This window comes from Simiduia litorea (genome assembly GCF_042853465.1).
In the GTDB taxonomy this organism is placed as follows: Bacteria; Pseudomonadota; Gammaproteobacteria; order Pseudomonadales; family Cellvibrionaceae; genus Simiduia; species Simiduia litorea.
Map to the genome: position 1 here is coordinate 1,116,001 of NZ_AP031497.1, position 18,312 is coordinate 1,134,312.

General features: G+C 50.0%; 16 protein-coding genes and 1 other RNA gene. 11 read left to right on the forward strand and 6 right to left on the reverse strand.

Features of this window, described 5'->3' with window-relative positions:
* Nucleotides 1–52: 52 nt before the first annotated feature.
* Nucleotides 53–649: a LemA family protein gene (locus ACGHTT_RS04940; RefSeq protein ID WP_390593878.1), complete on the reverse strand. Its 597-nt coding sequence runs from the start codon at nucleotides 647–649 to the stop codon at nucleotides 53–55.
* Between the two features lie 257 nt (nucleotides 650–906).
* Here ACGHTT_RS04940 and ACGHTT_RS04945 point away from each other — a divergent pair, with 257 nt between their 5' ends.
* Nucleotides 907–2,100 (forward strand): acetyl-CoA C-acyltransferase, encoded by a 1,194-nt coding sequence (locus ACGHTT_RS04945; protein ID WP_390593879.1) that lies wholly within the window; start codon nucleotides 907–909, stop codon nucleotides 2,098–2,100.
* Between the two features lie 70 nt (nucleotides 2,101–2,170).
* On the opposite strand, the gene ACGHTT_RS04950 is transcribed toward ACGHTT_RS04945, so the two are convergent.
* Genes ACGHTT_RS04950 through ACGHTT_RS04965 form a run of 4 tightly spaced genes read right to left on the reverse strand, consistent with a single transcriptional unit; the run spans nucleotide 2,171 to nucleotide 5,609 of the window.
* On the reverse strand, nucleotides 2,171–2,746 hold the full coding sequence (locus ACGHTT_RS04950; protein ID WP_390593880.1) for a BON domain-containing protein: 576 nt from the start codon (nucleotides 2,744–2,746) through the stop codon (nucleotides 2,171–2,173).
* Nucleotides 2,746–3,333, reverse strand: coding sequence for an SIS domain-containing protein (locus ACGHTT_RS04955; protein WP_390593883.1), 588 nt, complete (start codon nucleotides 3,331–3,333; stop codon nucleotides 2,746–2,748). Before ACGHTT_RS04955 ends, ACGHTT_RS04950 begins: the two co-directional genes overlap by 1 nt.
* A 45-nt stretch (nucleotides 3,334–3,378) precedes the next feature.
* On the reverse strand, nucleotides 3,379–3,720 hold the full coding sequence (locus tag ACGHTT_RS04960; protein ID WP_390593884.1) for a YraN family protein: 342 nt from the start codon (nucleotides 3,718–3,720) through the stop codon (nucleotides 3,379–3,381).
* Nucleotides 3,717–5,609, reverse strand: a complete 1,893-nt coding sequence (locus tag ACGHTT_RS04965; RefSeq protein WP_390593885.1) for a penicillin-binding protein activator — start codon at nucleotides 5,607–5,609, stop codon at nucleotides 3,717–3,719. The genes ACGHTT_RS04960 and ACGHTT_RS04965 overlap by 4 nt, the downstream gene beginning before the upstream one ends.
* A gap of 50 nt (nucleotides 5,610–5,659) precedes the next feature.
* Between ACGHTT_RS04965 and rsmI the strand changes: the two genes are divergently transcribed.
* Nucleotides 5,660–6,496, forward strand: a complete 837-nt coding sequence (rsmI, locus tag ACGHTT_RS04970; protein WP_390593886.1) for a 16S rRNA (cytidine(1402)-2'-O)-methyltransferase — start codon at nucleotides 5,660–5,662, stop codon at nucleotides 6,494–6,496.
* 114 nt (nucleotides 6,497–6,610) lie between these two features.
* Nucleotides 6,611–7,492, forward strand: coding sequence for a TIGR00730 family Rossman fold protein (locus ACGHTT_RS04975; protein ID WP_390593888.1), 882 nt, complete (start codon nucleotides 6,611–6,613; stop codon nucleotides 7,490–7,492).
* A gap of 65 nt (nucleotides 7,493–7,557) precedes the next feature.
* On the opposite strand, the gene ACGHTT_RS04980 is transcribed toward ACGHTT_RS04975, so the two are convergent.
* Complete coding sequence (locus tag ACGHTT_RS04980; protein WP_390593889.1) at nucleotides 7,558–9,963, reverse strand: TonB-dependent receptor; 2,406 nt, start codon at nucleotides 9,961–9,963, stop codon at nucleotides 7,558–7,560.
* A gap of 194 nt (nucleotides 9,964–10,157) precedes the next feature.
* Between ACGHTT_RS04980 and rnpB the strand changes: the two genes are divergently transcribed.
* The 8 genes from rnpB (at nucleotide 10,158) to mraY (ending at nucleotide 18,288) form a co-directional block, all read left to right on the forward strand.
* Nucleotides 10,158–10,500, forward strand: an RNA gene (rnpB, locus tag ACGHTT_RS04985) — RNase P RNA component class A.
* A 330-nt stretch (nucleotides 10,501–10,830) separates the two neighbouring features.
* On the forward strand, nucleotides 10,831–11,274 hold the full coding sequence (mraZ, locus tag ACGHTT_RS04990) for a division/cell wall cluster transcriptional repressor MraZ (RefSeq protein WP_390593890.1): 444 nt from the start codon (nucleotides 10,831–10,833) through the stop codon (nucleotides 11,272–11,274).
* A 9-nt stretch (nucleotides 11,275–11,283) separates the two neighbouring features.
* Nucleotides 11,284–12,204, forward strand: a complete 921-nt coding sequence (rsmH, locus tag ACGHTT_RS04995; RefSeq protein ID WP_390593891.1) for a 16S rRNA (cytosine(1402)-N(4))-methyltransferase RsmH — start codon at nucleotides 11,284–11,286, stop codon at nucleotides 12,202–12,204.
* Nucleotides 12,205–12,295: 91 nt separating this feature from the next.
* Nucleotides 12,296–12,598: a cell division protein FtsL gene (ftsL, locus tag ACGHTT_RS05000; protein ID WP_390593892.1), complete on the forward strand. Its 303-nt coding sequence runs from the start codon at nucleotides 12,296–12,298 to the stop codon at nucleotides 12,596–12,598.
* Complete coding sequence (locus ACGHTT_RS05005) at nucleotides 12,595–14,310, forward strand: peptidoglycan D,D-transpeptidase FtsI family protein (RefSeq protein ID WP_390593893.1); 1,716 nt, start codon at nucleotides 12,595–12,597, stop codon at nucleotides 14,308–14,310. Before ftsL ends, ACGHTT_RS05005 begins: the two co-directional genes overlap by 4 nt.
* Nucleotides 14,310–15,809: a UDP-N-acetylmuramoyl-L-alanyl-D-glutamate--2,6-diaminopimelate ligase gene (locus ACGHTT_RS05010; RefSeq protein WP_390593895.1), complete on the forward strand. Its 1,500-nt coding sequence runs from the start codon at nucleotides 14,310–14,312 to the stop codon at nucleotides 15,807–15,809. Before ACGHTT_RS05005 ends, ACGHTT_RS05010 begins: the two co-directional genes overlap by 1 nt.
* Entirely contained in the window at nucleotides 15,806–17,206 is a 1,401-nt protein-coding gene (murF, locus tag ACGHTT_RS05015; RefSeq protein ID WP_390593896.1) for a UDP-N-acetylmuramoyl-tripeptide--D-alanyl-D-alanine ligase, read from the forward strand. Before ACGHTT_RS05010 ends, murF begins: the two co-directional genes overlap by 4 nt.
* On the forward strand, nucleotides 17,206–18,288 hold the full coding sequence (gene mraY / locus ACGHTT_RS05020) for a phospho-N-acetylmuramoyl-pentapeptide-transferase (RefSeq protein ID WP_390593898.1): 1,083 nt from the start codon (nucleotides 17,206–17,208) through the stop codon (nucleotides 18,286–18,288). The genes murF and mraY overlap by 1 nt, the downstream gene beginning before the upstream one ends.
* Nucleotides 18,289–18,312: the final 24 nt, after the last annotated feature.

The window sequence follows — 18,312 nt, forward strand, 5'->3', positions numbered from 1 at the left end:
TGCGTTGGCGATAGTCGACGAGACGCCGCGTGGGCGTCTCGCGTAAAGCGCCTTAAAAAGCGATTTTTGGCGCTTCCTGAATGGCGGCGCTGTCGGCAAATTCGAGTAACGTGGCATCTTTGCTGTGGCGAAACAAACTGGCGAAAAAAACTGGTGGAAAGCTTTGCTTGTAGCTGTTGTAAGCCGTCACCGCATCGTTGAAGGCCTGGCGGGCAAACGATACTTTGTTTTCGGTAGACGTTAACTCTTCCGAGAGCTGCATCATGTTTTGATTGGCTTTAAGATCTGGGTAGGCCTCAACAACAACGTTTAGTTTACCCAAGGCTTGAGTAAGCATACCTTCAGCCTGGTTTAATTTCGCCACACTGGCTGCGTCGCCTACGTGACCGGCCATTTCCTTTAGACCAGAAAGCGCTTGGTTGCGCGCTGCAATAACTGCTTCTAAGGTTTCGCGCTCGTGTTTGATGTAGCCCTTAGCGGTCTCCACTAAGTTTGGGATCAGGTCGTAGCGGCGTTTCAGTTGTACCTCAATTTGCGCAAACGCATTCTCGAACCGATTTTTCAGGGCAACCAATCGGTTAAAAATACCCACGACATAGAAAATAAATAGCGCAAGAATAACCAGTGTAACAATGGCAGATGTGCCCATAGTGAGTCCTCCATGAATGGATCGCTATGTTAGCACGGCTCTTCCCTCACGCTAAAGGGACTGCGATTAGTGGTGGCCCAGGTTCGATGGAACACATGTTGAGCCAAAATAGCGAGGTTTATCGATTGGGGTCTTGGCTCTGGTATAATCCCGTGGTTAGAACGATGTAGAGGCGATAAAAATTGCCCTGTTTGTGCGGATTGACGGCCGTTAGGCGCGCGTGCTCGAAATGAGCACACAACCGTGAGGAATGAGAGATGAATGATGTAAATGTAAGCGATCCTATTGTAATTGTAGGCATTGCTCGAACCCCAATGGGTGGTATGCAAGGCGCCTTGAGTAGTGTGAGCGCTCCAGAATTAGGCGCAAGTGCCATTAAGGGTGCTTTGGCGGATGCGGGGGTGGACGCCGCGGACGTGCATGAAGTGTTGATGGGTTGCGTATTACCCGCGGGGGTTGGGCAAGCGCCCGCCCGGCAGGCTGCGTTGAAAGCTGGGTTGCCGATTGGAGTACCTTGTACCACGGTGAATAAGGTCTGCGGCTCAGGTATGAAAACCGTCATGATGGCTGCCGATGCACTGCGGTCGGGAAATATCGATGTTGCCGTTGCCGGTGGTATGGAGAGCATGTCCAATGCCCCTTATTTGCTAGCAAAAGCACGCGCTGGCTATCGCTTAGGGCATGGCGAATTACTGGACCATATGTTCCTAGACGGCCTGCAAGACGCCTATGAGGGCGGCTTGATGGGTAATTTTGCCGAAGTTTGCGCCAATAAATACCAGTTTACCCGCGAGCAGCAAGATGCTTACGCGATAGAGTCTTTAACACGGGCCAACCGTGCTATTGCAGAGGGGCGTTTTACCCGTGAAATCGTGCCTGTCACCTTTGCCACCCGCAAAGGCGATGAAACCGTGTCGGTGGATGAGCAGCCTGGTAATGCCCGGCCTGAAAAAATTTCACAGTTGAAGCCCGCCTTTAAAAAAGACGGAACAGTGACCGCTGCCAATGCCAGCTCGATTTCCGATGGTGCGGCAGCTTTAGTGTTAATGCGCGCCTCAACGGCGGCGCAAAAAGGCGTGAAACCGTTGGCCGTGATTAAAGGTTACAGTCAGTACGCCCATGAGCCCGAATGGTTTACCACCGCGCCGGTTACCGCCATGAAAAAGCTACTCGATCAGGTTCAGTGGTCGGCTCAGGATGTTGACCTTTTTGAAATCAATGAAGCCTTCGCGGTGGTCGCTATGGCGGCGATGAGCGAGCTTGATTTAGAGCACGCAAAGGTAAACATCAACGGCGGTGCTTGTGCTTTGGGGCACCCTCTAGGCACCTCTGGTGCACGAATCATTGTGACCCTGTTGGCGGCCCTCGAGCAGCAAGGTAAGCATAAAGGTGTTGCTAGTTTGTGCATTGGTGGCGGCGAAGCGACTGCGATTGCAATTGAGCGTCTGTAGTCAAACAGGCCTTGATAAAAAAGGCAGCCAATTGGCTGCCCTTTTTATTTTCCCTGTCCCCGTTGCATCACTAGTCGATGTATTCAACGACTTTGACAACTTTCTGTACGCCGCCTGTGGTTCGGGCAATTTCTGCGGCCCGGTTTGCCTCTTTGCGGGTTAACAAGCCCATGAGGTAAACCACACCCGATTCGGTGACTATTTTGACGCGGCCACTATCGAGGTTCATGTCCGCCATCATTTTGGTTTTTACCTTAGATGTTAACCAGGTGTCGCTCGTAGAGGTTAAAACTGAGGAGTTGCCTTGAATGGCAAGTTCGTTGTGCACTTCGCGTACACGCGTCACTTTGCGGGTCTCTTCTCCGGCCAATGCTTTCATGTCTGGCGCTTGAACTTGGCCGGTTAACAGCACTATGCCATTGAAGCTGGTGACCGAAATATTGGCGTTCTCAAGTAAGGGGGATGCCTTCCGTAGATTAACGAGGGTGGCAATTTCGATTTTTTCATCATCGAGTGCAGCGCCAAGGCTTCGCTCCTTTGGGTCTTGCGATATAGGTGTTTCGGAGGCCGCGCCAACGATATGGCTACAGCCGGAGATGAACAACATCGAAGTCAATAACGTGATAGATACTAGGGCGAAACGCATTAGGCGTAACCTCCAAAAAGTTGACGGTCAATTAAATCACAAAGACAGAAAGTGCAGAGTAAATGCACCTCGTGTACTCGGGCAATAGATTCTGATGGTACCCGTAGTTCGATATCGTGGGCGTCTAGAACAGCGGCTATATCGGCGCTATTTTGCCCGCTTAACACGATAATTTGCATGTTTTTGTCGCGCGCAGCGCTGATGGCTTGAACAAGAATACTGCTGTTGCCGCTGCCGGCAAATACTACCAATATGTCGCCGGTATTGCCTAGCGCTCGAATTTGCTTGGCGTAAATTTCATTGTAATTGTGATCGTTAGAAATGGCGCTGTTGACCGTGGCATCAACGCCAATGGTAATAGCGGGTAGGCTAGGTCGCTCTTGCTCAAACCGGTTAACCAATGACGCCGTGAGAAGTTGCGCATTACTTGTACCGATACCGTTGCCGCACACTAACAGTTTGCGTTCTTGCAATAAGGCGTTCACGATGAGTTGGCTGGCGTCGGCAATCAGCGGGGCAAATTGCTCGCCGGCATTCATGGTTGCTTCAATGCTTTCGTGAAACAGTTGTATTACGCGCTGCTCCATAATGTTTGGGGACCTATATTACACAGTTGGTTAGGATCATACCTTCTAGTCGAAGGCTGCCTGTATCCATTCAGGCGTTTCTGATAAGCCGTTAAAGGCAACTACATCGAAGCGGCAGGCCATTTGCGCGAGCTTCGGGTGTTCTTGTAGAAAATGCTGGGCGGCCAGTTTAAGCTTTTTTTGCTTTCCCACCGTGACCGATTCTAACGGACTGGCAAACTGCCGATTACTGCGCAGTCGAACCTCGACAAAAACCGTACAGCTCTGATGCTGCATAATCAAATCGAGTTCGCCACCTTTGCAGCGAAAATTTTTCCCCAAGAGCGCTAGGCCTTGTGCAATGAGGAATTTCTCCGCTAGCTGTTCGGCCTCAGCACCAGTATTCATTCGCCAGCTAAATCGTTTTGGCTAACGCTGACCAGCACGGGCATGGGTTTAGCTATACCGCCTTTAATTTGTGCCCACATCTGCTCGCGTTCGACCTGACCATTGGCGAGAAGTTGCAAGTTACCTGTGGCGCCAAAAAGGCGGGCACTGGGTATTTCTTGTAGTTGTCGTAGTCTCGGGTAGAGGTGAAATGCATCTACACCCATTGCGTAAAGGCGGTTAAAGGCTGGGTCTTTAGAAAATCTTTCGATGGCCTTTTTTTCTTCACTTTGTGTATCGAATACCCACGGCAAGGTGCTAAAGCGAATGCCATTGAGATCGCTATCGAGCTTCGCGTCGGCTTCGCCTGTGTACATGTGGCTGGTAGCGAAAACGGGAATGTTGCTCGCTTGGTGAAATTTCAATGTCGGTTTTACCTGACGGGCTTGGTTTGGCAGCGCCGTTAGGAAAATCATGTCTACGTCTTGGCGGCGCCTTGGTTCGAACTCCATCGCTCGACCGAGAATATTTCTGACATTGTTAGCGCGGCTTTGGCTCTTATCGATTAACAGCCCGCGCTGAATGACTTTGGAGTAGTCGGCTTTTCCTGTGAATTTTGTGTAATCCACCACAGTGCCGCCAAGGTCGTTCCATTCGTTGATAAAGGCAACAGCGCTTCTGTCGGCCCAGCTCGCATCAACGGCGACAACCATGGCCAGCCTATGGCCTTCTAGCCAAGCTCTGCGCGCGGCCTGCCGCGCTTCATCTTCAGCTGATAAACCAAATTGTACTAGCTGGCGTGGCGGTAATAATTGCCCTGGTTGATCAACTTGATTAAGAGCCAGTGTGGGTACTGGCAGCTCGGGTAATAGCGCTAACTCGGCAACTTTTTCTTTATCGAGCGGGCCAATGATCATTTGCGCGCCGGCATCGACAGCGCGCTGGTAATGGCTCGATATGTCGCCAACATTGGTATCGTACAGTGTTATGGTCGCGCTTGGGCTACCGGCCTGAAGGGATTGGTAGTAAGCGGCAAAAAAGCCGTCGCGAATGGCGCGACCGGCACGACCTAGCTTACCGCTGACTGGAAGTAGTAGGGCGATATTTGACGGCTTCTCGGCAATGAGCTTTTGCAGTAGCTGGAGATCGTTGGGTAGCCGGCTTGCGGCTGGGTGACCGGGCCAGCGCATCATCCAATCATCTACGCCACTTAATTGTGACTCCAATTGATGTTGGTTGTGCTTGCTAAGGGCGGCCAACTCGTACCAGCCCTTGGGCTCAAGTTCGCGCGAAGCCATGGCAAAGGCGTGTAAGTTTTGCCAAGGTTGTTCCATCAATGTTTGCCAAAGCGCTTCTTGGTTCTCGGCCTTTTGGTCTTGGTTTAGGCTGGCGTGGTCTAGGGCAATATATTCTGCGACGGCTAGTTCTGTTTCGCCGAGTTTTTGCAGTAATTTGGCGCGCCGACTACGGATGTCTACGTAGGTCTCTTTTGGCATCAACTCCCATTGCGCTACGAGCTTTGGGTTCATGAGTACTAAGCGGGCGATAAAGTTGGCGTCTTGCTCAAGTGTGATATCGCTATACGTTTGGGTATAGGCCCAGAGATCTGATGGCGCCAATGTGTCTGCATCAATCGAGCCCAGTAAGTTTCTCGCCCAATCTTTATCATCCAAGTCGTAAAGGTATTGTGCCGATTTGATCAATAATTGTTCTTTTTCTGGCGACTGTGCGGCCCGTGCGGCCAATAACAGTGTTTGTACGGCCTCCTGTGACACTTGCACCGTGGGCTCGGCGCTGTCTATATCGGCTTTTTTAGTCGGCGCGGAGCAGGCGGCTAATAGCAGCACGGCAGTAATGCCTGCTAGCTTTAGGGCTTGAAAACGCTGGTTCTGAGGGTTGCTTTGTATCATGGTATGATCCGGTCTCTTACCTTTACCTTTCATTGCACAAGCGTCGATTCATGACTGAACCTACTTTATATGTTGTTGCAACGCCTATTGGCAATTTGGGCGATATGGTACCGCGAGCGGTGGAAACTCTTCAAACGGTCCAGTTAATTGCTGCCGAGGATACACGTCACAGCGCTAAGCTGCTGGAACATTTTCACATCAAAACACCTTTGCTGGCTTACCACGATCATAGCGACAGCAAGCGCACCCAATATTTGATCGATAAACTGCTGGCTGGCGAGAGTATTGCCTTAATATCCGATGCTGGAACGCCACTGGTTTCAGACCCTGGCTATCAGCTTGTCGCTGCCGCGCAAGCGGCCGGCGTGCGCGTTGTGCCTATTCCTGGGGCCTGTGCGTTGATTGCTGCACTGGCTGCCTCTGGTTTGGCTTCGGATAGGTTTAGCTTCGAAGGCTTTTTGCCGGCCAAGCAGGTCGCTCGGCAAAAGCGCTTGGCTGAATTGGTGAGCAATACTGGCACCGTTATTTTTTATGAGGCGCCGCACCGTATTTTGGAATCATTGCAAGATCTGGTTGTCGTATTTGGCGCCGATAGGCCCGTTGTGGTGGCGCGCGAGTTGACCAAAACCTTCGAGACTTTTTTAACCGGCAGCGCGGCGGATGTGCTTGCAAAAGTGACCGCTGATTCCAACCAACAGCGCGGTGAAATTGTATTGCTGGTGCAGGGCGCACCAAAGTCGGAAGCCGCCTCGCTGGATACAGAGTCGACCCGGATTATGGCGTTACTAGCGGCTGAATTACCGCCGAAAAAAGCCAGTGCGCTTGCGGAGGAAATAACGGGCGTGAAAAAAAAGGCGTTGTACCAGTGGTATGTGGAGCAAAAATGAACTCGGTCTCTGGTTTTTTGAGGCAATTGGTGAGTTGGTAAATCGCATAGGAAGGTGCTTCAGAGTTCGTTTCAGTAAATAGACATATTCGTTTGGCAAGATAAAGGATGCTGTATGGCAAAATCTAGCAAAGGCAAAAATAGACTTTTTTACTCCGCCGCCGATGAGGTAGAGCACGCAAAATATCCCGATGATGTGCTTTGTGGCAACCCGCAGCTATGTTCTTCAGCCTATCGTTTAGCGTATACCGATCAAGATTTCATGTTGAGCGAAGAGCTGAGACCGGTGCGTTTAATGTTGGAGCTCAGTAAACCTGAAGCGGTTTTGCAAGCATTGGGGGTGAATCAAACGGTTGTGATTTTTGGCAGCGCTCGCACGCCTGATCTGGAAACTGCACAGAAGGCTGTGGATTTATTGCAAGGACAAACGAGTGGTGATCAGCAGTTACTTGCCAAGGCAAAGGCCAATTTGCGCAATGCCCGTTACTATGAGCAGGCGAGAGAGCTTGCTGGACTTATTGCCCGCCAGTCTCCTATCAGTTCATCCGGTGAATTGCATGTTATTACGGGTGGTGGCCCTGGCGTTATGGAAGGCGCTAATAGAGGCGCTTCCGAAGCGCAGGCTAAGTCCGTGGGTCTAAATATTGTATTGCCCCATGAACAATACCCGAACCCCTACATCTCCCCTGAATTGTGTTTTCGGTTTCACTACTTTGCTATGCGTAAAATGCATTTCCTCATGCGGGCAAAAGCGCTGGTAGTTTTCCCTGGTGGTTTTGGGACTCTAGATGAGCTGTTTGAAGCGCTAACACTGGTGCAAACACAAAAGATTAAACCATTACCTATTTTGATATTCGGTCGAGAATTTTGGTCGCGCTTGCTTAACTTCGATGTGTTAGTCGAGGAGGGTATGATCAGTGCTGAGGATGTAAAATTATTTCAGTTCGTTGATACGCCAGAGCAGGCCTGGGAAATTATTCAGGCCAGTTTGAGCTAGCAGGCGTTAAAAGCTGCAATAAAAAACGGGAAGCAATGCTTCCCGTTTTTTATTGCAGCGTGGTGTTAAAAACGCAGGGTACCTTGTAGGGCAATACTACGTGGTCTTTCATAGAAGCTGTAGTAAGCGGTGCTTGCAATAGGACCATTGCCTACCGCTACGTTTGTCGCTCTAGTGAGAGTTGTAGAAACCGGTAGTTGATTACCAAAAGTTGAAATCGATTCATCGGTTAAGTTTTTACCCACCAGTGCTACCTCCCACATACCATCCTGTGATCCCATTGCCAATCTAAGGTTCAGTTTGGCGTAGGCATCTTGTTCAAGATTTGGGTCAAGTGTTGGTGAGGTGAAATACGAATCGCTGAAGTTTACGTCGCCGGTAATGCGCCACTCCAGATTATCACCCATGGGCTGGCTATAATCCGCCGAAAGTGTGCCCTGGAATTCTGGTGCGAACTCCCGCGTTTCACCTTTCAGATCACATAAGCCAGGGTAGGTTGCGCTGTTTGGTGTTTGGCCGAAATAGCATTGGCTGTTTGGAAATTTATCGAACGTGAAATCGAGAAAACCAAGTGACCCGCTAAGCGTTAGCCCAGACGCCACTAGCCAGCGACCGTCGAGTTCGAGTCCTTGGGTGGTTGCTTCACCGGCGTTAGTAACATTGAAACCGAGCACGCCATCAAACTGACTGGTTTGCATATCGGTTATTTGAGTCCGGAAGATAGCGGCGTTTAGTTCTGCGGCACCATCGGCTAGTGTCATCTTTGAGCCAATCTCAAAGCTCTTTGCTTTCTCTTCTTCGTATTCAAATACACCAGCTTGGAATCCATTTGCAGCGGTGGTTTGTATAATTACTGGCCCTACGGGATTGGCAATAATGTTCACGCCATAGGTTGGATCTGGGTGAGCATTTGACCGGACGTCAAAACCGCCTGATTTAAAACCTTCAGTATAAGTGGCGTAAAGCATCATATCGTCGGTTGCATCCCACTGCATGGTGACGAGAGGTGTGAATGCACCCTCTGAGCGTTTGTCCTCTATTGTAGGGTAAGGCTCTAAACGGAAAGAGGTGTACACAGTATTCAATAGAATGTCTGAGCTTCCAACATCGTTACCTAATGTATTTGTATGGTGTTGTGTGCGTGTGGCGTCTTTAGATTCGCTGGTGTAGCGACCCCCAACAGTAAGGCGCCAAGCATCATTAATGTTCCATGTGGCTTGTGCGAAGCCGGCCCATAAGTCTGAGTCCTGTGTAAAGTCGCGCTGAGACGCGGTACCGAGTAGGAGTGTAGACAGACCGCCAAGCAAACTGGTCGAGGGCACTCGAATGGCGTCATCAAAGGTCATTTCGCTACTTTGATAGAATAAGCCACCGATATAATCAATGGTTTCACCGCCGGGTGAGGCGATGCGGATTTCTTGACTGAATTGCTTAAAATCTTCTCGACTGTCTGCTGTGAATATCGTGGCGCCAGTAAAGTCGCAATCGCAATCCTCTTCGTAATTGTACGCATTGTAGCCAGTAATGGCTGTTAGCGTATGCTCGCCGAGGGCATAATCGATTGTTAAGGTTGCATTTTCAGTGTCGTTATTTGAAAAGTCACCATTTGACTGACGTTTGAAGTCTTGCTCAGTATCTAGCTGATATTGCCCGCCAGTCAAAAGAGATAATGTTTGTTGGTAGGACAGGCCGCCCGCGCCGGTTACTGGATTGATGGGCTCTAAATTGCGTCCTTTAGTATCGAATGAACCCGTCTCTAGTTTTAAGTTGACGGTTAGATCTTCGGAGGCATCCCATTTTAGTTGGCCGCGAATGACCTGTTCTTTGTCGCCAGATTCGTCGCGGTCAAGGGTGGTGTTGTCATAGTAGCCATCCATGTCTCTACCCATTAAAGATAGGCGGCCGGATAAGGTGTCTGTTAGCGGCCCTGAGAGTACAACGCGTAAATCTTTCTCGCCGTGGGTGGGTTCGTAGAGCGCCGTGACTTGACCTTCGAATTCTTCAGTTGGCTTAGCGGTGACCATACTGATGGCGCCGCCGATGGAGTTTTTGCCGAACAAAATACTTTGCGGGCCGCGTAAAACTTCTACGCGTTCGAGATCCATAAACGGTGCGCGCGCCAGCTGTGCGCGTCCGTAATACACACCGTCGACATACTGACCTACTGATTGCTCGAAACCTTGGTTGATGCCAGAGCTAATACCGCGGATGGCGATAATAGTGCCGATACCGGTTTGGTTCATCGTTAAATTGGGGACATAGGCAGTCATGCCCTCGAGGTTGGTGATGCCAGCCTCTTCCATTTTCGCGCCCGATACGGCGTTAACAGAGATTGGGACATCTTGTAGGCGCTCGACGCGCTTTTGGGCGGTAACGACTACTTCCTCCAGTACGAGGTCTTGTGCTGTTGCTGCGCTCGCGATGGCTGCGCTGATAGCCAAGGGAAGAAAATTCTTGAGTGGTTTGATCATGCTGCTCTCCGACGTTCTTAAAATTATTGGATGGTGCTTTTGAACAATCTGCAACCAGAGTATGCCGTCGACGATTTGATTTGCCTATCACTATGCGTCGAATTCACCAAATAAAAGATAGACTAGTTGGTCGCAAATGTAAGCTTGGATAAATTAGCAGTTGAATTGGTGCGCCGGCTTGATTATTGTGGGCGCGAGTCAGCTAGACAGTCGCTCCCGCAAGGGGGAGGAAAGTCCGGGCTCCACAGGGTAGAGTGCCAGGTAACGCCTGGGAGGCGCGAGCCTACGGAAAGTGCAACAGAAAATAAACCGCCTAAGCGCGCAAGCGCCGGTAAGGTTGAAATGGTGCGGTAAGAGCGCACCGCGTAGCTGGTAACAGTCTGCGGCTAGGTAAACCCCACTCGGAGCAAGATCAAATAGGCCTTCTATGGTGCGACCCGTACTGAAGGCGGGTAGATTGCTTGAGGCAGATGGTGACATCTGTCCCAGATGAATGACTGTCCACGACAGAACCCGGCTTACCGGCTGGCTCGCCTCTTTCTAATGCAAGCACTTGTGCCCTTAAAGTATAAGTGTTTCATACTCTTTAGTTATATATCCCATCTTTCTTAATGCGAAAGGATTGCACACTTAATGTATTACATTAAGTGCTGCTTCCATCTTGCTGATTTTGAAAAGTTTAATGCCTTCTTGTTCTGCTGCTTGATTACACCTTCGTGACATTTTCCTGCATTTTTCGCGACTTTACGGCCTAGTTCACGTCACTTTGCTTGACTTTAAAGTGCGCGGATTTATAGTGTGTGAATGTGGGAAAAAGTGGATAAAAGTGGAATTTAGTGGTTTGAATCGACTCTTAGGTGGGAAATAGTGTTTCTCGGCAGCCATACCATCAGCATGGACGCGAAAGGGCGTCTGGCGATTCCAGCGCGCATTCGCGAAACGCTGGCAGAGGTGTGTGGCGGCCGATTGGTGGTGACTGCCCACACGGAAGAGCGCTGTTTGTTGGTCTATCCCGAGCCTCAATGGTTGGACATTCTGCCCAAAATTGAAGCTTTGCCCAGTTTTAACAAAATTGCGCGTCGTACACAGCGGCTGCTGATTGGCTATGCCACGCCACTTGATGTCGACGCCAATGGCCGAGTGTTGTTGCCGCCCACATTGCGCGAGTATGCGCAGCTCGACAAAAAGTTGATGTTGGTCGGGCAGGGTAAAAAATTAGAGCTTTGGAGTGAAGAAGGTTGGCAAAACTGGCTGGACGCCGACGCCGATGACGGCGAAATGCCAGACGAAATGCAATCTTTATCTCTATAGCGAATGAATATGAAAAAGACCGCACATTACACCGTACTGTTAAATGAAGCGGTAGAGGCGCTTATTGGGCCCCTCGATGGTCTTTATCTGGATGGTACTTTTGGTCGCGGTGGCCACAGCCGGTTGATATTGGAGCGCTTGGCGCCGACCGGCAAGCTAATCGGGATTGATAAGGACCCGCAGGCCATTGCCGAAGGCGAGGCCTTGGCCCAAGCGGACGGGCGTTTTTCGATTAAGCATGGCTCCTTTGCCGATTTGTTGGCTTGGGTAGAGCCCGGCAGTGTCGATGGGGTTTTGCTCGATTTAGGTGTGTCGTCGCCCCAGTTAGATCAAGCCGAGCGCGGCTTCAGTTTTATGCAGGACGGCCCTTTGGATATGCGCATGGATACCACCCGAGGCCTAAGTGCCGCGGAGTGGATTGCCAGTGCGGATGCGGAGGAAATCGCTTTTGTGTTGAAGGAGTTTGGCGAAGAGCGGTTTGCTAAACGCATTGCTAACGCGATATTTCGCGAGCAGGCGTTGGAACCGATTGTTACCACTGGGCGCCTGTCAAAAATTGTTACAGAGGCCAATCCTGCGTGGGAAAAGCATAAGCACCCAGCAACTCGGGCCTTTCAAGGTATTCGGATTTTTATTAACAGTGAGTTGAAGGATTTAGAGCAGGTTTTGACCGCGGCTCTTACGGCGTTAAAAGTTGGCGGTCATTTAGTGGTAATAAGTTTCCACTCATTAGAGGATCGACTGGTTAAGCGTTTTATTCGCGATCAGGAGCGAGGGCAACAATTGCCCAAAGGTTTGCCGGTTATGGACAGCCAGCTAAACAAGACAATGAAGAGCCTAGGCAAAGCCGTGAAAGCTGGCGCCGCCGAATTGGCCGAAAATCAGCGCTCACGAAGCGCCGTAATGCGTTGTGCGAAAAAATTGGCTTAGTTTTTACCTCAAGAACAACGAGTGAAACGCTAAGCAATATATAAAGACACGACAATAATTATTTGCTAACACAATAAAACAGGGAAATTGGGTGCAAAATCCGATTGCAGTGAAAGATCAACCTAAAGCAGCCTTAGTACTTGTAACGGTACTATTGTGGCTGCTTGTGGCTGCCTCTGCGTTATTGGTTGTGCGCTCGACACACGATGCCCGTATTGCTTACTTTCAGTTGGAATCTTTGCGCCGCGAGGCCGGTGAATTGGAAGTGCAGCGCGGGCAGTATTTGCTCGAGCAAAGCACCTGGGCTGCGTATAGCCGCGTTGAAAAGCTAGCCGTCGAAAAATTACACATGCGTCTTCCCGATGCGGCATCGACCATCATGGTGCAGCCATGAGTCGGGTGCAAAAACCATTTCAATTGGCGCGCTGGCGCTTTGTGTTTTCCGTGGTATTTCTCTTCGCCTTGGTTATTGCAATTGCATGGCATTTAGCGCGGGTACAGGTATTACCTGGGGAGGAAAAGGGCTTCGAATTTTTGCAGGGTCAGGGTGAGGCTCGAACACTGCGCGAAGAGAGAATTGCTGCTTACCGCGGAGTTATTACCGACCGCAACGGCGAGCCTCTCGCGGTCAGCACCCCGGTTAAGTCGCTATGGGTAAACCCAAAATTGTTGCCCGCGGAGGATGTCGGTCGTTTAGCGGGGGCTTTGGGTGTAAGCAAAGCCAGTTTGCAAAAGCGTTTAGAGGAAAATGCGAAGCGCGAGTTTATGTATTTGAAACGCCACCTCCCGCCTCAGGATGCCGATCTGATTTTGGCTTTAGGTATTGCCGGTGTTAGCTCTGAGCAAGAGTATCGTCGTTACTATCCTGCCGCAGAAGTGACCTCGCATATTGTTGGTTTTACCAATGTAGATGAGAGGGGCCAAGAGGGTGTGGAGATGGCCTTCGATAATTGGTTGAGTGGCCAACAGGGTGTAAAGCAGGTGTTGCGAGATCTACGTGGCCGTAACATTAAAGAAGTTGGTTTGGTTCGCGCGGCAGAAGCTGGGAAGGATATCGCGTTAAGTATCGATTTACGCTTGCAATATTTAGCCTATCGCGAACTGAAAGCGGCGGTTCAAGCGCACCAAGCGCGGGCGGGCTCAATCGTTGTCATCGACGTGCAAACGGGTGAAATTTTAGCCATGGCAAATCAGCCGAGTTACAACCCGAATGACAGAGCAAATTTAAAGCCAGCTGCCATGCGCAATCGCGCCATGACCGATCAGTTTGAGCCGGGTTCGACGGTAAAACCGTTAACGATTATGGCGGCGCTTGAAGCCGGAAAGGTTAATCCGCATACACCCATTGAAACCTCGCCTGGTTACATCCGCGTAGGTAAAAAAACGCTGCTCGATCCAGTTAATTACGGCTTGATAGATGTCACAAAGATTTTGACCAAATCATCGCAGGTGGGTCTAACTAAAGTTGCGTTGACCATGGAGCCTAAGCAGATACGGGATATGTATGTGCGCTTGGGCTTTGGTCAGGTCTCCAACACAGGTTTCCCCGGTGAGAGCGCAGGTCAATTACCTAACCATCAGCGCTGGCAACCCATTGTGCAGGCGAACTACGCATTTGGCTACGGCTTGACGGTTACCGCGCTGCAGTTGGCACAAGCCTACGCCATTGTCGCTGGGGCTGGCGTCAAACACTCTGCATCATTATTAAAAAATGATACCCCTCAGCAGGGTGAACACATTATTGATCACCGTTATACGGATCAATTGATCGAAATGTTAAAAACGGTGGTCGAGCCGGGTGGTACAGCTACGCGTGCAAAGCTCGAAAATTATACCGTGGCAGGTAAAACCGGCACCGCCCATAAAGTTGGGCCAAATGGTTATGAGGCTAGCCGATACCGCTCGCTGTTTGCAGGTTTGGCGCCGGCGGATAATCCGCGCCTAGCGATCGTTGTGGTCGTCGATGAGCCGGGCGCGGGTAAATATTTTGGTGGTGACGTAGCTGCGCCGGTTTTTGCGCGGGTTACAGAAGGCGCGATGCGCACTTTACAGGTCCCGCCTGAGCCGGCTGCAACGCAGCTGGTGAGTCGAGGAGGTCATCGCTGATGAGCGCTTTTTTGCAGGCACTGCCGTTGAAAATATTGCTACCTGAAATTCAGTTGCCTGAAGCTGCGGCCGAGTTAGTTATATCGTCCGTTACCTTAGACAGTCGAACGGCTAGTGCTGGCAGCTTATTTTTTGCCGTGCAAGGTAGTCAGGCAAACGGTCAAGCGTTTGTTGCTCAGGCGTTCGCCGCGGGTGCACTGGTGGCTCTAGTCGATGTAGATACTGAGATTGTAACCTGTGAGTTTGATCAAGGTTGGATTATTGCGGTACCAAACTTGGCCACAAAAGTCAGTGAGATAGCCGCACGATTTTACGGTTTGCCCGGGCAGGAATTAAAAATTATCGGCGTGACTGGCACCAACGGCAAGACCACGTGTTCACAATTACTGGGGCGCCTTTACCACGCCTTGGGTGAGCGTGTAGCCGTGCTGGGGACACTGGGTTACGGTCCTATTGGTAGCTCGTTAACCGACACTGGAATGACAACGCCAGACGCGGTGCAAACACAAAAAATTCTGCGGGATTTACGCCAGCGCCATGTGCGTCATTTGGCCATGGAGGTTTCTTCACATGCGCTGGTTCAGCACCGTGTCGCTGCAGTGCCTATGCAGACGGCTGTGTTTACCAACCTTACTCGCGATCACCTCGATTTTCACGGCGACATGGAAAATTATGGTGCGGCCAAATTGAGTTTGTTTCGGCAGCTCGGCATCGTGCGCGGGGTGATAAATCTGGATGATCCATTTGCAGTAATTATTCAACAGCACATCACTAACATTCCATTGATCACGTACGGAATTGAAAATAAGGCTGCCGATGTTGTGGCGACTGAGGTGAATTTTCATGATGCGGGTATTCAGGCACTAATCAGTACGCCTTGGGGCAAGGGTGAGCTGCGTTCGCATTTACTGGGTGAATTTAACCTTAGTAACTTGTTGGCAGTTGTGGCCACGGCTTGCAGTGAAGGCTTTACGCTTGTGGAAGTGCTTGCCGCGGTTGCAACACTTGAGCCAGTTCCAGGGCGTATGCAACGCATTGATATGAAATCGGACGTGCAAGTGATTGTCGACTATGCGCATACACCCGATGCCTTGCGCGCGGTTTTGAGTGCCGCTCGGTTGCATTGCAAGGCGCGCTTGTGGTCGGTGTTTGGTTGTGGCGGTGATCGCGACTCGGGTAAGCGAGCGGAGATGGCAAAAATTTCTGCAGCCCTCGCTGATTGCAGTGTGGTTACCAGCGATAACCCGCGCACTGAAGACCCGCAAACTATTATTGTGGATATTGTAACGGGGTTTAAACCTAGCGATACCTATTCAGTTGTCGAAGATCGTAAAAATGCTATTGGTCAGGCGGTATCTCAGGCGCAGGATGGTGATGTAATCGTGATTGCCGGTAAGGGGCATGAAGACTATCAAATCATTGGCACGACTAAATATCCGTTTAGCGATATAGCGATAGCCAGGTCTGCCCTAGAGCAGCGAGTGGGAGGTGGCGCATGATTCGGCCTTTATCCCTTGCTGAATTAAAAGCAAGATTTGGCGGTGAGATTCGAGGTGATATCAATGCTCAATTCAGTAGCGTGTCTACTGATAGCCGTACGATTGCCGCCGATGAGCTGTTTGTCGCATTGGTTGGCGACAACTTTGATGGCCATGATTATGTTCACAGTGTGCAACGGCGTAGCCCGGTTGCCTGTGTTGTGTCGAAAGTCTGGGCTGAAAAAAATCAGTCTGACTTAGGTTCAGGCAACTATTGGTGTGTTGACGATACGACCCAGGCTCTCGGCCATATCGCCGTTATCTTACGCGAAACATTTACCGCTCCTTTAATTGCAATAACCGGTAGCTGTGGCAAAACCACGGTTAAAGAAATGTTATTGTCCATAGCCGGTGTGGCCTTCGGAGAAGGTGCTGTGCTGGCCACGCAGGGCAATTTTAATAACCATATTGGTGTGCCGAAAACGCTATTTAGGCTATCGGCAGAGCATAAGTTTGCGATTATTGAAATGGGCGCCAGTGGACCTGATGAAATAGCCTACCTCACGCATATGGCCACGCCGACAGTTGCGGTTGTTAACAATGTCATGCCTGCGCATGTCGAAGGTTTTGGTAGCGTTGAAGGTGTCGCAAAGGCCAAGTCCGCCATTTATCACGGCTTGGGTGACGATGGTGTCGCGATCATAAATATAGATGATGAATTTGCCGACATGTTCATCGCTCAGGTTCGGTCAAGGCGCAGCATTACGGTATCGATTAATCAAGCGCAGGCCAATCTAAGGGCGGATAGCATAAAGCTGCTGCCGGAGCAGTCAATATTTGACCTTTATATAGATGGTAAGTTTATGTCTGTCGTGTTGCCGGTGGCTGGCTTGCATAATGTTCGCAATGCGCTTGTTGCCGCTGCCTGTGCGTTCGCGTCAGGTATAAGCCTTAAAAATACCATTCAAGGTTTGAATGCTTTTTCAGCGGTAAAAGGCCGCATGAATATATCAAAGCCGTCGAGTGAATTGACCTTAATTGATGATACCTATAACGCTAATCCTGGTTCAGTTAAGGCGGCTATTGATGCCTTAGCTCCTTTCGAGGGTGAGCGTTGGTTAGTGTTGGGTGATATGGGGGAGTTGGGTAGTGACGAGATTCTTCACCATCAAACCGTGGGCGGGTATGCCAAAGATGCTCAGCTGACCGGTTTGGTTTCCGTGGGCAAGCTGAGCCGCTATGCCGCTGAAACCTTTGGTTCAAGCCATGCATTTGAGTCGCAGCAAGAGGTTGTAACGTTTTTAAAGGATTTGATTGATAGCCAAGCAGGCCACTTAACTATTTTAATTAAAGGGTCGAGAAGTGCGCGAATGGAATTGATCGTACAGGCCATCACAACCCTAGTGAGGACAAGCTAATGTTGCTTTGGTTAGCAGATTATTTACAGCAGTACATGAATGCCTTCGGCGTTTTTAAATATCTTTCAGTGCGGGCTATTCTAGGTGTACTAACAGCTTTGGGTATTTCGCTTCTAGTCGGGCCGTGGATGATTCGGCGGTTGAATTACTTACAAATTGGTCAGTCAGTTAGAAACGATGGGCCTCAATCGCATTTAAGTAAGTCGGGCACACCGACAATGGGTGGCACATTAATTTTGGCTGCCATTTTTACCAGCGCCTTACTGTGGTCAGATTTAAACAATCGATTTGTTTGGGTTGTACTTGCCGTCACCTTTATTTTTGGCGCGGTCGGTTGGGTAGACGATTATCGTAAAGTTGTAGAGTCAAACTCAAAAGGCCTACCCGCAAAGTGGAAATATTTTTGGCAGTCGGTGGGCGGTATAGGTGCGGCTGTATTTTTGTATGTGACAGCGGTGGTGCCCGCCGAAACCCAATTGTTTATTCCGTTTTTCAAAGACGTCGCCATATCCATGGGGCCGTTGTTCGTCGTGTTGACGTATTTTGTCATCGTGGGGTCGAGTAATGCTGTGAACTTGACGGATGGTTTGGATGGTTTAGCGATTATGCCCTCGGTCATGGTGGGTGGCGCACTGGGTATTATCGCCTACCTAGTAGGCCATGTTGAATTTGCTAACTATCTGCATATTGGTTATGTGCCCGGTGCTGGTGAGTTGGTGGTGTTTTGTGGGGCGCTAGCTGGAGCTGGCTTAGGTTTTTTATGGTTTAACACCTATCCCGCGCAAGTATTTATGGGCGATGTTGGCGCTTTGGCTTTAGGTGCGGCTCTGGGTGTGATTGCCGTGATTGTTCGCCATGAAATTGTTTTTTTTATCATGGGCGGTGTGTTCGTGATGGAAACCGTCTCGGTTATCTTGCAAGTTGGCTCCTTTAAATTAACCGGTCGTCGTATATTTAGAATGGCGCCTTTGCATCATCATTTTGAATTGAAAGGCTGGCCTGAGCCTAGAGTCATCGTTAGGTTTTGGATTATTACGGTTATGTTGGTTTTGATTGGCTTGGCCACGTTAAAGCTACGTTAATAGACATCTGAGAATAGGAAAGGT